The organism is Aeromonas sp. QDB63, assembly GCF_027707425.1.
GTDB lineage: Bacteria > Pseudomonadota > Gammaproteobacteria > Enterobacterales > Aeromonadaceae > Aeromonas > Aeromonas caviae.
This window is the reverse complement of sequence record NZ_JAPCIS010000003.1, coordinates 31,322-44,174: the sequence shown is the minus strand read 5'-3', so window position 1 is coordinate 44,174 and position 12,853 is coordinate 31,322. Positions and strand designations below refer to the sequence as shown.

Sequence of the window (12,853 nt, the reverse complement as noted above, 5' to 3'; positions counted from 1 at the left end):
TATTCTTGTGGGACAATGGTCTGCCGCAGATTCCACAATCATGACATAGCCACCTATAGGCACCAAGTTTTATGGCCCAGTTTTTCAAGCCCCAAAAGAAATCCACCCAGCCCCAACGTATTGAATTTACGGTAGACAGTCTGGATCACCACTGTGTCGGCGTCGGCCGTCATCAGGGCAAGGCCATCTTCATCGAAGGGGCGCTGCCCGGCGAGGCCATCAAGGCCCGCATCATCGACGACAAGAAGCACTATGCCCACGCCGCCCTGCAACAGGTGGTGACCCCGGCGGCCAACCGGGTCGCCCCCTTCTGCGACCACTATCGCGAGTGTGGCGGTTGCAGTGCCCAGCACCTGGGAGAGGGAGATCAACTGGCGGCCAAGGAGGCGGGACTGGTCAGCCTGTTCGAGCGCCTTGGCAACATCCAGGCGCCGGCGCTGGCACCTGCGCTGACGGGGGAGTCCCGCGCCTACCGCCGGGTCTGCCGTCTGGCCATCAAGTTTGACAAGAACGGTCGCTGCACCCGGGTGGGCTTTCGTCGTCGCCAGTCGAACGATCTGGTAGAGATTGCCGGCTGTCCTGTGCTGGCCGAGCCCCTCTCCGCCCTTATTGCCCCTCTGCGCGAATGTCTCAACCGGCTGAAGAGCCAGCGCGAACTGGGCCATGCGGAACTCATTCAGGGGGAGCAGGGCATTCTGATGCTGCTGCGCCACATCGGTAGCCCCACCGAGGCGGATCGGGCGCACTTGACCGAGTTTGCCACCGCCCAGGGGATAGACCTCTATCTGCAGGCGGCGGACGAGCAGATCGAACCTCTGCGTCAACAGTCTCAGCCAAGTTACACGCTGGATGGCCTGTCTCTTGCATTCGCTCCCGGCGACTTCATCCAGGTCAACGGGCCCGTCAACCAGCGCATGGTGGAGCAGGCATTGAGCTGGCTCGACGCAGGCAAGGATGACAAGGTGCTGGACCTCTTCTGCGGCATCGGCAACTTCACCCTGCCGCTGGCCCGTCAGGCCCGCGAAGTGGTGGGGGTGGAAGGGGAGTTCGCCATGGTGACGCGTGCACAGGAGAATGCCCGCCGCAACGGCATCGACAACGCCCGCTTCTACAAGGCGGACTTGAGCGGCGACATCGTGGGCATGTCCTGGGCCCGGGAAGGGTTCGATCTGGTACTGCTGGATCCGGCCAGACCCGGGGCGCTGGAGGTGATGAGCCACGTGGTGGCACTTTCCCCCAAACGGGTGGTCTATGTTTCCTGTAACCCGGTCACCCTGGCCCGTGACAGTCAGGTGCTGGTGCAGGGGGGCTACAAGCTGACCCGTCTGGGGATGCTGGACATGTTCCCCCACACCGGTCATCTGGAGTCCATGGCGCTGTTCGAACGGGGCTGAGTCGAGGCGACCGCATTATTCTGGATGAATCAAGATGCGGTCGTGATGATTTTTCGATGTGCATGATGCTGCCAGAGTGAGGTAAAACAGGTGTTTTTCGCTGCCTTCAACGGGCAGGGCAGAATGCGGTTATCTTGGTTTTCCAGCGGCGGCAGCGCTGTTTGAGCGGGAGTGATTAGGGTAATCTAGGTCGTCGATAGTGGATCGGATGCGGGGAAGAGCCCTGTCACCTTGCGCGGTGACATGCCTTGAAAACTCTTTCATGCATCCCCATTTGAGGCAGTCATCAGTTGATGAGGGGATGAGGAGAGCATCGGCTTTCGACCCCACACTTTTAAGGATTGATACCATGGTTGCGGTGCGCGATATTCATTTGAAAGACAATTTCACTCTGGATGAGTGGGTCAGTTCCCTTACCCTGAGTGAAAGTGACAAGAATCAGCTGCGAACCGTCTACCAGTATTGCCTGACCCTGGGTGACGAAGCGCTCACCAACCGCCTGCTGGTGCGCGGGGTCGAGATGGTGGGCATCCTGCTGATGCTCAGCATGGATCTCGCCACCCTCAAGGCCGCCATTCTCTATCCCTTCGTCGAAGCCGGTCTCATCAGCCAGGAAAAGGTGAACGAGGACTTCGGCCCCAAGATCGCCAAGCTGGTGGAAGGGGTGCTGGAGATGGAGGCCATCCGCTCCCTGCAAACCCTTCACCGCAGCGAAACCTCGCCGGAGCAGGTGGACAACGTGCGCCGCATGCTGCTCGCCATGGTCGAGGACGTGCGCGCCGTGGTCATCAAGCTGGCGGAGCGCATCGCCTGCCTGCGTGAGGCGAAGAAGGCGGATGAGGAGACCCGGGTGCTGATGGCCCAGGAGATCACCAACATCTATGCCCCCCTTGCGAACCGCCTCGGTATCGGTCAGCTCAAGTGGGAGCTCGAGGATCTCGCCTTCCGCTACCTGCACCCGGACACCTACAAGCAGATCGCCAAACAGCTGGACGAGAAACGGCTCGACCGCGAGCGCTACATCCGTGAATTCGTGCAGTCTCTGCGCGATGCCCTGGCCGAGGCCGGCGTCGAGGCCGAGGTCTATGGCCGACCGAAACACATCTACAGCATCTGGCGCAAGATGCAGAAGAAGCACCTCGAATTCAACGAGCTGTTCGATGTGCGCGCGGTGCGGGTGATCACCAAGCGGCTGCAGGATTGCTACGCGGCGCTCGGTATCGTTCACACCCATTTCCACCATATTCCCCGCGAATTTGACGACTATGTCGCCAACCCCAAGCCCAATGGCTACCAGTCCATCCACACCGTGGTGGTGGGGGAGGAGGGCAAGACAGTGGAGATCCAGATCCGTACCGAGCAGATGCATCAGGATGCGGAGCTCGGTGTGGCTGCGCACTGGCGCTACAAGGAAGGTGCACAGGCCGCTGCCAAGACCAGCACCTTCGAAGACAAGATCGAATGGCTGCGCAAACTCCTCGCCTGGCAGGAGGATCTCTCGGAGAGCGGCTCCTTGCTGGACGATCTGCGCAGTCAGGTGTTCGAGGACAGGGTTTATGTCTTCACTCCCAAGGGCGATGTCATCGACCTGCCGGCAGGGGCGACGCCGCTCGACTTCGCCTATCACGTGCATAGCATGATCGGTCACCGCTGCATCGGCACCAAGATCGACGGTCGTATCGTGCCCTTCACCTATACGCTGCAAACCGGTGATCAGGTGGAGGTGATCACCCAGAAGGAGCCGAACCCGAGCCGCGACTGGATGAACCCGAACGCCGGCTTCCTGCGCTCCAGCCGGGCGCGGGCCAAGGTGGCCACCTGGTTCAGAAAGCTGGACCGGGACAAGAACATCGCCGCCGGCAAGGAGCTGCTGGAGAAAGAGCTGGACAGACACAACCTCACCCTCTCCAAGGTGGACAAGGTAGTGCTGGAGCGCTTCCATGCGGAGGAGCTGGAAGATTTGCTGGCCGGTATCGGCAGCGGCGACATCCGCATCAACCAGCTGCTCAATTATCTGGACACCCGCTACAACAAGCCGACGGCGGAAGAAGAAGATCGCCGTCTGCTGGAGAAGCTGGAGCAGAAGGCCAATGTGCCCTTCCGCCCCAAACCCAAGGATCACATCGTGGTGGAAGGGGTGGGCAACCTGATGACTCACATCGCCCGCTGCTGCCAGCCCATCCCGGGGGACGCCATCCAGGGCTTCATCACCATGGGACGGGGGGTTTCCATCCACCGGGAGGATTGCGAGCAGCTCAAGGAGCTGTCGCGTCGCAACCCGGAGCGCTTGATCGATGCGGTCTGGGGGGAGAACTACTCCGGCGGTTACGGTCTCACCATCCGCATTCTCTCCAACGACAGATCCGGCCTGCTGCGCGACATCACCACCGTGCTCGCCAACGAGAAGATCAACGTGATGGGAGTGCGTTCGCGCTCCAACGTGCGCGAGCAGACTGCCGAAATAGACATGGAGCTGGAGATTTACAACATCAACGCCTTCAACCGGGCGTTGGCCAAGCTCAGTCAGCTCAACGACGTGATCAGCGCCAAGCGGCTGTAATGCTCAACCGACCGGCCCCAGTGGCCGGTCTGCATTTTCTCCCTCCTTGTAGAGCATTGAAGACGGATATCACGCGCCCCATCTCCGGCCGCCATGGCTCCACATCATGTGGAGCAGTGGCGTGAGCGGATATTCATGAACCCCATTTACCGAATCGAAAGTGAGTTGCCCATGTCCCAACGCTACGACCTTCCCCAACTGCTCGACATCATGGCTAGATTGCGTGACCCGAACGGGGGCTGTCCCTGGGATCTCAAGCAGAGCTTCCAGACCATAGTGCCGCACACCCTGGAGGAGGCCTACGAGGTGGCGGATGCCATCGAGAGCGAAGATTGGCAAGGGCTGAAGGGGGAGCTCGGTGATCTGCTGTTCCAGGTCGTGTTCTATGCCCAGCTCGGCAAGGAGCAGGGATTGTTCGACTTTGCCGACATCGTCGATACCGTGAGCGAGAAGCTCATTCGCCGCCACCCCCATGTCTTCTCCGATGCCGACCTGGGTGACGAGCAGGCGGTCAAAGCGAACTGGGAGGCGGAAAAGGCCAAAGAGCGGGCCGCGCTCGACAAGGAGAGCGTGCTGGACGATATCCCCCTCTCCCTGCCTGCCCTGACCCGGGCCGCCAAGATCCAGAAGCGCTGCGCTACCGTCGGTTTTGACTGGAAGACGCTGGGGCCCGTGGTGGACAAGATCCACGAGGAGATCGAGGAGGTGATGGAAGAGGTGCTGATGGTTGACGTGGACGAGGCTCGGGTGAGCGACGAGCTCGGCGATCTCTTGTTTGCCACCGTCAACTTGGTGCGTCATCTGGGCAAGGATCCCGAGCAGGTGCTGAGGGCTGCCAACACCAAGTTTGAGCGTCGTTTTCGTCAAGTTGAACACTTTATTGCCGCAGAAGGTCTGAAAATGACGGATTGCTCCCTGGAGAAGCTGGACGAGGCCTGGAACAAGGCCAAGGAAACCGAGCAAAGTTGATTTGGCGCAAGACGGGGCGGCGGGGAGCCTGATAGATTTTTGTTCATTGTTTGGGAGTGGGGGTTTTGGTATACTGTTTCCCCGTCCTGCTTCATCCCCGAAGCACCCCTTAAAATTCCCTAAACTTCTTTCAGGTTCAGCATGACGACCAAATATATTTTTGTGACTGGTGGCGTTGTTTCATCCCTCGGCAAAGGCATTGCCGCAGCTTCTCTGGCAGCCATTCTGGAAGCCCGTGGTCTGGATGTGACCATCATGAAACTGGACCCGTACATCAACGTGGATCCGGGCACCATGAGCCCGACCCAGCATGGTGAAGTGTTCGTAACCGAGGACGGGGCCGAAACCGATCTGGATTTGGGCCACTACGAGCGTTTCATCCGCACCAAGATGACCCGCCGCAACAACTTCACCACCGGCCGCATCTATGCAGACGTGCTGCGCAAGGAGCGTCGTGGTGACTATCTGGGCGCCACCATCCAGGTAATCCCGCACATCACCAACGCCATCAAGGAGCGGGTGATTGCCGGTGCCGAAGGCCATCAGGTTGCCATCGTCGAAGTGGGCGGTACCGTGGGCGACATCGAGTCCCTGCCGTTCCTTGAAGCCATTCGTCAGCTGGCGGCCATCGTGGGTCGCAACAATGCCATGTTCATGCACCTGACCCTGGTTCCTTACCTGGCCGCCGCCGGCGAGGTGAAGACCAAGCCGACCCAGCACTCCGTGAAGGAGCTGCTCTCCATCGGTATCCAGCCGGATGTGCTGATCTGCCGCTCCGACCGCGCCATTCCGGCCAACGAGCGTGCCAAGATCGCCCTGTTTTGCAACGTGCCCGAGCGCGCCGTCATCTCCATGAAGGATGTCGACTCCATCTACAAGATCCCGGCGCTGCTGAAATCCCAGGGGCTGGACGGCTACATCACCGAGCGCTTCGGCATCGAGTGCAAAGAAGCCGACCTGGCCGAGTGGGAACAGGTCATCTATGAAGAGGCCAACCCGACTGCCGAAGTCACCATCGGCATGGTGGGCAAGTATGTCTCCCTGCCGGACGCCTACAAGTCCGTCAACGAAGCGCTCAAGCACGGTGGCCTGAAGACCCGTCTCTCCGTCAACATCAAGTACATCGACTCCCAGGACATCGAGACCCGTGGTGCCGAGCTGCTGGAAGGTCTGGATGCGATCCTGGTACCGGGCGGCTTCGGCGAACGCGGCGTGGAAGGCAAGATCCTGGCCGCCAAATATGCCCGCGAGAACAAGATCCCGTACCTCGGTATCTGCCTGGGCATGCAGGTCGCTTTGATCGAATACGCCCGCAACGTGGCGGGCATGGAAGGGGCCCACTCCTCCGAGTTCAAGAAAGACAGCCCGTACCCCGTGGTCGGTCTCATCACCGAGTGGGTGGATGACGAAGGCAACGTCGAGACCCGGACCGAGAAGTCCGATCTGGGCGGTACCATGCGTCTTGGCTCCCAGCTCTGCCACCTGGTGGAAGATTCCAAGGTGCGTCAGATGTACGGCAGCCCGACCATTTACGAGCGCCACCGTCACCGTTATGAAGTGAACAACAAGCTGCTGCCGCAGATTGAAGCGGCAGGTCTGAAGGTGACCGGTCTCTCCGCCGACAAGAAGCTGGTGGAAATCATCGAGATCCCGGATCACCCCTGGTTCGTGGCCGCGCAGTTCCACCCGGAGTTCACCTCGACTCCCCGTGATGGCCACGCCCTGTTCGCCGGTTTTGTGAAGGCGGCGGGCGAGTATCAGAAGCGTAATTTGAAGTAATTGAAAATAAATGCGGTTGGGGCTCTGTGCCACAGCCGCTTTTTTTGGCATATTTTTGTTGTTTTTTTACGAAACCTGAGGAAATACACATGTCCAAGATCGTTAAAGTGATCGGTCGTGAAATCATCGACTCCCGTGGTAACCCGACCGTTGAGGCCGAAGTTCACCTGGAAGGTGGTTTTGTTGGTATGGCAGCCGCTCCGTCTGGCGCGTCCACCGGTTCCCGCGAAGCGCTGGAACTGCGTGACGGCGACAAGAGCCGTTTCCTGGGTAAAGGCGTGCTGAAAGCCATCGAAGCCGTCAACGGCCCGATCGCTCAGGCTCTGCTGGGTAAAGATGCCAAGGACCAGGCCACTGTCGACCAGATCATGATCGACCTCGACGGTACCGAGAACAAATCCAAGTTCGGCGCCAACGCCATCCTGGCTGTTTCCCTGGCCAACGCCAAAGCTGCCGCTGCTGCCAAAGGCATGCCGCTGTACGCCCACATCGCCGAGCTGAATGGCACCCCGGGCGTCTACTCCATGCCGCTGCCCATGATGAACATCATCAACGGTGGTGAGCACGCCGACAACAACGTCGACATCCAGGAGTTCATGATCCAGCCGGTTGGCGCCAAGACCCTGAAAGAAGCCGTTCGCATGGGCGCAGAAGTGTTCCACAACCTGGCCAAAGTGCTGAAGTCCAAGGGCTACAACACTGCCGTCGGTGACGAAGGTGGTTTCGCTCCGAACCTGAAATCCAACGCCGAAGCGCTGGAAGTGATCGCTGAAGCCGTTGCCGCTGCCGGTTACAAACTGGGCACCGACATCACCCTGGCCATGGACTGCGCTGCGTCCGAGTTCTACGACGCAGAGAAGAAAGAGTACAACCTGAAGGGCGAAGGTCGTATCTTCACCTCCAACGGTTTCTCCGACTTCCTGGCTGACCTGACCACCAAGTTCCCGATCGTCTCCATCGAAGATGGCCTGGATGAGTCCGACTGGGAAGGCTTCGCCTACCAGACCGCCGAACTGGGCAAGAAAATCCAGATCGTGGGTGACGACCTGTTCGTAACCAACACCAAGATCCTGAAGCGCGGTATCGACAACGGCATCGCCAACTCCATCCTGATCAAGTTCAACCAGATCGGTTCCCTGACCGAAACTCTGGCTGCCATCAAGATGGCCAAAGACGCTGGCTACACTGCCGTCATCTCCCACCGCTCCGGTGAGACCGAAGACGCGACCATCGCCGACCTGGCTGTGGGTACCGCTGCTGGCCAGATCAAGACCGGTTCCATGAGCCGTTCTGACCGTGTTGCCAAGTACAACCAGCTGATCCGTATCGAAGAAGCCCTGGGTGCCAAGGCTCCGTTCCGTGGTCTGAAAGAAGTGAAGAACCAGGCTTAATTTTCGCCTGCGCTCATGCTTCACAAAGCCCCGCCATCTGGCGGGGCTTTTTCGTTCTGCGCTTATGGGCGTGTGCGAACTGCATTTTTTATTCCGACCAACCCATCCGGCACACAGGCTTTCTTTTGTCTTGCCTGCGAATATGGGAAACTAGGCCGCTTGAAGGAGACTCAGTGCATGCGGCTACTCACTCTTATCCTGCTCCTCCTGTTGGGAGGGCTGCAATATGACCTCTGGCTGGGGAAAAACGGCCTCTCCGACTATCGGGAACTCTCCACCGCCATCGAGCGGCAGCAACAGGACAACCTGGTACTCAAGGATCGCAACAGTCTGATTTACCGCGAAATCGACGATCTTACCTCTGGCCTTGAGGCCATCGAGGAGTTGTCGCGCAACGATCTTGGCTACATCAAGCAGGGCGAGACCTTCTACCGAATCATTCCCAAAGAAAAGGATCAGGTGACGGAGCCTGATGGTGCCCCCTACGATGACTGATAGCCTGAGCGGCCTGACCGCCATCGTCCCGGCTGCCGGTATTGGTAGTCGCATGGGGGCCAGTTGCCCCAAGCAGTACCTGTCCCTGGCAGGGAAATGCATTCTGGAGCACACCCTGGAGCGTCTGCTCTCCCATCCCGCCATCGCCCGTGTGATCGTGGCGCTGGCGCCCCACGACCGCTGGTTTGAGACGCTGACCGTGGCAACCGATCCGCGGGTGCTGCGAGTGGAAGGGGGAAGCGAGCGCGCCTTCTCCGTGCTCAATGCGTTGCACATGGCAGAAGGGGAGTGGGCACTGGTGCATGACGCCGCCCGGCCCTGTCTGACCCACGAGGATCTCGATGCGCTCATTGCTGCCGCCATGGCCTCTGGCGGTGCCATCCTCGGCAGCCGGGTGCGCGATACCATGAAGCGCACCGATGCGGCCGGCAATATCCTCGCCACCGTGGATCGCGAGCAGCTCTGGCATGCCCTGACGCCCCAGATGTTTTTAGTCCGCCCCCTCAAGCGGGCGCTGGAGGAGGGGCTGGCGCTCGGCGCTGCCATCACCGATGAAGCCTCCGCCATGGAACGCGCCGGTTTCCCCGTGCGCATGGTGGAAGGGCGGGCCGATAACATCAAGGTGACCCGGCCGGAAGATCTCTCCCTGGCCGGGCTCTATTTACAGCAACAACGTGCGTGCCGGTCGGCACGACCCGATTCATCCCCAGAGGAGCAGGCATGATCCGCACCGGACATGGTTTTGATGAGACAGATTTCCGTGTATTGAGGAGGGCGCAGGCATGATGCGGATCGGACATGGTTTTGATGTTCACAAGTTTGGCGGGGTCGGTCCCTGCATGCTGGGCGGGGTGGCGGTGCCCTATGAACAGGGCCTGCTGGCCCACTCCGATGGTGACGTGGTGCTGCATGCGGTGAGCGATGCCCTGCTGGGGGCCATCGGCGCTGGCGACATCGGCCGCCACTTCCCCGATACCGCCGCCGAATTCAAGGGCATCGACAGCCGCATCCTGCTGCGGGATGTCTTTGCCCGCGTGCAGCTCGCAGGTTATGCCATCGGCAACCTGGATGTGACCATCATCGCCCAGGCCCCCAAGATGGCCCCCCATATCGACGCCATGTGCGCCGTGCTGGCCGCAGATCTGCAATGTGATTTGAACCGGGTGAACGTCAAGGCGACCACCACCGAACAACTCGGATTCACGGGGCGCAAGGAAGGGATCGCCACCGAAGCCGTCGTCTTGCTGGTGAAACAATGATGCTTGAACAACTTGCCTATCTGCACGGGACGCCCAGTGCTCGCGGCATCCTCAAGGCCGAGGCCGCCGACTTCGTGGTCAATGAAGATCTCGGGTTTGCACCTTGTGGCGAGGGGGAACACATCTTCGTCCGGGTACGCAAAACCGGCGAGAATACCGCCTGGGTGGCTGGTCTGCTGGCCGATGCGGCCGGGGTTGCCCGTAATGCGGTGACCTGGGCTGGTCTGAAAGATCGCCATGCGGTGACCGAACAGTGGTTCGGCATCCATCTGCCGGGCAAGGGCGAACCGGATCTCTCGGTCATCGAGAACGACAACATCCGGATCCTTGAGGTGAAGCGCCACAACAAGAAGCTGCGGGTCGGCTATCTCAAGGGCAACCACTTCACCCTGCGCCTCACCGGGCTGGAGCAGGCCGACGGGCTGGAATCCCGTCTGCAGGCGATTGCAACCCAGGGGGTGCCCAACTACTACGGCGAGCAGCGTTTCGGCCGCGGTGGCAACAACCTGGAGGCCGCCAAGGCGATGTTCGCCGGCAAACGGATCAAGGATCGCAACAAGCGCTCCCTCTATCTGTCCGCCGCCCGCAGCATGCTGTTCAATGCCATCGTCAGCGCCCGCATCGAGCAGGGACTGGCCCATCAGCTGCTGGCAGGCGACTGCGTGATGCTCAAGGGCAGCCACTCCATCTTCAGCGAAGAGAGCGTGACGCCCGAGCTGGAGGCGCGCCTTGCCTCCGGAGACGTGCAGCTCACCGCTCCCCAGTGGGGCCGTGGCCGTCTGGCGAGCCAGGGCGCTGCTGCCGAGTTCGAGCAAGAAGTGCTGGCTCCTTATGGTGACTGGTGCGAGGGGCTGGAGAAAGCCGGGCTGGATCAGGACAGGCGCCCGCTGCTGCTCAAGCCGGAGCAGATGAGCTGGCAACGGGAGGACGAGGTGCTGACCCTGTCGTTCTTCCTGCCGGCCGGCGCCTTTGCCACCAGCGTGGTACGCGAATTAATGCAGGCCGAAGAGGCCGATCACGGTTTCAGGAACTCAACCGATGCGAATTCTGGTCAGTAATGACGATGGGGTACACGCCGAGGGCATTCTCGCCCTCAGCGAGGCGTTGCGTGCCTGTGGCGAGGTCGTGGTGGTGGCACCGGATCGCAACCGCAGCGGTGCCAGCCACTCCCTGACGCTGGAAGTGCCGCTGCGGGTCACCCGCCTCGATGCGTCCAGTTTTCAAGGCATCAAGAGTTATGCGGTCAAGGGGACGCCGACCGACTGCGTTCATCTGGCGGTTAACGAACTGCTGCGCCCTGAGCCCGACATGGTGGTGGCCGGTATCAATCACGGGGCCAACCTGGGGGATGACGTCATCTACTCGGGGACGGTGGCGGCCGCGACGGAAGGGCGCCATCTTGGTTTCCCCTCCATCGCCGTATCGCTGGTGGGCAAGACCCATTTCGCCAGTGCGGCCCACTACGCCGCCCAGCTGGTGCGGGGGCTGATGGTGCATCCGTTGCCTGCGGATCAGATCCTCAACGTGAATGTGCCTGACCTGCCGCTCGAGCAGATAAAGGGGATCAGGGTGACGCGCCTTGGCAATCGCCACCGGGCGGAGTCGGTGATCCGCACTGAGGACCCCCGTGGTCAGCCCGTCTACTGGATTGGCCCCCCCGGCAACCAGCAGGATGCGGGAGAGGGAACGGACTTTGCCGCCATCGAGCAGGGTTATGTCTCCATCACTCCCCTGACCATCGACATGACGGCCTACGGCAGTCTGTCGACCCTGGGCGCGTGGCTGGATCTGCAGGGATGACGTTGTGATAGTACAGCGCCTGTTGAATCAACTGATTGCCCAGGATGTCCGCGATTTCCGCGTATTGGCGGCGATTGCGAAGGTGCCGCGCCAGCTGTTCGTGGATGAAGCCATGGCCCACAAAGCCTGGGACAATACGGCCCTGCCCATCGGCCATGGGCAGACCATCTCCCAGCCTTACATCGTGGCGCGCATGACCGAGCTGCTGATCCAGAACGATCCGGCCCATGTGCTGGAGATCGGGACGGGATCGGGCTACCAGACGGCGGTACTGGCCCATCTGGTGGAGCATGTCTACACCATGGAGCGGATCAAGTCGCTGCAGTTTCAGGCCCGGCGCAGATTGCGCCAGCTCGATCTGCACAATGTGTCGGCCAAGCACGGCAATGGGTGGCTAGGTTGGCCCAACAAGGGCCCTTTCGACGCCATTCTGGTGACGGCGGCGGCCAGTGAGGTCCCCAAGGCCCTGACCGATCAGCTGGCTGACGGTGGTCGTCTGGTGTTGCCGGTGGGTGATGGTCAGCAGACCCTGCAGCTCATCGAGCGATCGGGCTCCCAGCTCACCAGCCGGATCCTGGAGCCGGTACGTTTCGTTCCCCTGATTGACGGAGATGTCGAGTGAAGTTGTTTTCCCGCCTTTATGTTCTGGTGATGCAGTGGGCACGCTACAAGTATGCCCCCTGGTATCTGGCCATCACCGCCTTTATTGAATCCATCTTCTGGCCCATCCCGGTGGATGTGATGCTGGCGCCCATGGCGCTCGGCAAACCTCATCGCGCCTGGCACTATGCCGCGCTGGCCACCCTCTTTTCGGTGTTGGGCGCCCTGTTTGGTTATCTGCTCGGCTATGCCCTGTGGGAGCCTGTGGTGCAGCCGCTGGTGACCTCGGTTGGCTATGAGGACAAGATTGCCCTGGCCGAGCAGTGGTTCGCGCAGTGGGGCATCTGGGTTATTTTTATTGCCAGCTTCACGCCGATCCCCTACAAGGTGTTTACCGTCACGGCTGGCTTGCTTCACATGGCACTGTTGCCTTTCATCCTGACCTCGCTGATCGGTCGTGGCATGCGCTTCTTCCTGGTTGCAGGTCTGATGCGCTGGGGCGGCGAGAAGATGGAGCGCAAGCTGATGCACTATGTGGATGTGCTGGGCTGGCTCTGTATTGGTTTGGCCGTTGCGGCCTATTTCTGGTTTAGTCGTTAAGGATCC

12 protein-coding genes are annotated in these 12,853 nt (G+C 60.5%); all 12 read left to right on the top strand.

Annotated elements, in window-relative coordinates:
- Window positions 1-71 precede the first annotated feature (71 nt).
- The 12 genes from rlmD to PG879_RS02895 all read left to right on the top strand — a co-directional run bounded on the left by rlmD (window position 72) and on the right by PG879_RS02895 (window position 12,847).
- Window positions 72-1,394, top strand: coding sequence for a 23S rRNA (uracil(1939)-C(5))-methyltransferase RlmD (gene rlmD, locus PG879_RS02950; protein ID WP_109112716.1), 1,323 nt, complete (start codon window positions 72-74; stop codon window positions 1,392-1,394).
- A 349-nt stretch (window positions 1,395-1,743) separates the two neighbouring features.
- Window positions 1,744-3,954 (top strand): GTP diphosphokinase, encoded by a 2,211-nt coding sequence (gene relA, locus PG879_RS02945; protein ID WP_010675631.1) that lies wholly within the window; start codon window positions 1,744-1,746, stop codon window positions 3,952-3,954.
- Between the two features lie 171 nt (window positions 3,955-4,125).
- Window positions 4,126-4,923, top strand: a complete 798-nt coding sequence (gene mazG, locus PG879_RS02940; RefSeq protein ID WP_104454748.1) for a nucleoside triphosphate pyrophosphohydrolase — start codon at window positions 4,126-4,128, stop codon at window positions 4,921-4,923.
- 141 nt (window positions 4,924-5,064) lie between these two features.
- Window positions 5,065-6,702: a glutamine hydrolyzing CTP synthase gene (pyrG, locus tag PG879_RS02935; RefSeq protein ID WP_039041042.1), complete on the top strand. Its 1,638-nt coding sequence runs from the start codon at window positions 5,065-5,067 to the stop codon at window positions 6,700-6,702.
- Between the two features lie 89 nt (window positions 6,703-6,791).
- Complete coding sequence (gene eno, locus PG879_RS02930) at window positions 6,792-8,093, top strand: phosphopyruvate hydratase (RefSeq protein ID WP_043154803.1); 1,302 nt, start codon at window positions 6,792-6,794, stop codon at window positions 8,091-8,093.
- 177 nt (window positions 8,094-8,270) lie between these two features.
- Window positions 8,271-8,588 (top strand): cell division protein FtsB, encoded by a 318-nt coding sequence (gene ftsB, locus PG879_RS02925; RefSeq protein ID WP_010675628.1) that lies wholly within the window; start codon window positions 8,271-8,273, stop codon window positions 8,586-8,588.
- Complete coding sequence (ispD, locus tag PG879_RS02920) at window positions 8,581-9,312, top strand: 2-C-methyl-D-erythritol 4-phosphate cytidylyltransferase (protein ID WP_010675627.1); 732 nt, start codon at window positions 8,581-8,583, stop codon at window positions 9,310-9,312. The genes ftsB and ispD overlap by 8 nt, the downstream gene beginning before the upstream one ends.
- Before the next feature lie 58 nt (window positions 9,313-9,370).
- Window positions 9,371-9,847 (top strand): 2-C-methyl-D-erythritol 2,4-cyclodiphosphate synthase, encoded by a 477-nt coding sequence (gene ispF, locus PG879_RS02915; RefSeq protein WP_010675626.1) that lies wholly within the window; start codon window positions 9,371-9,373, stop codon window positions 9,845-9,847.
- Window positions 9,847-10,905 (top strand): tRNA pseudouridine(13) synthase TruD, encoded by a 1,059-nt coding sequence (gene truD / locus PG879_RS02910; protein ID WP_270829700.1) that lies wholly within the window; start codon window positions 9,847-9,849, stop codon window positions 10,903-10,905. The genes ispF and truD overlap by 1 nt, the downstream gene beginning before the upstream one ends.
- Window positions 10,886-11,647, top strand: coding sequence for a 5'/3'-nucleotidase SurE (gene surE, locus PG879_RS02905; protein ID WP_270829699.1), 762 nt, complete (start codon window positions 10,886-10,888; stop codon window positions 11,645-11,647). Before truD ends, surE begins: the two co-directional genes overlap by 20 nt.
- Before the next feature lie 4 nt (window positions 11,648-11,651).
- Complete coding sequence (locus PG879_RS02900; protein WP_010675623.1) at window positions 11,652-12,269, top strand: protein-L-isoaspartate(D-aspartate) O-methyltransferase; 618 nt, start codon at window positions 11,652-11,654, stop codon at window positions 12,267-12,269.
- Window positions 12,266-12,847 carry a YqaA family protein gene (locus PG879_RS02895; protein ID WP_202041527.1) on the top strand — a complete coding sequence of 194 codons (582 nt, stop codon included), beginning with the start codon at window positions 12,266-12,268 and terminating at the stop codon, window positions 12,845-12,847. Before PG879_RS02900 ends, PG879_RS02895 begins: the two co-directional genes overlap by 4 nt.
- Window positions 12,848-12,853: the final 6 nt, after the last annotated feature.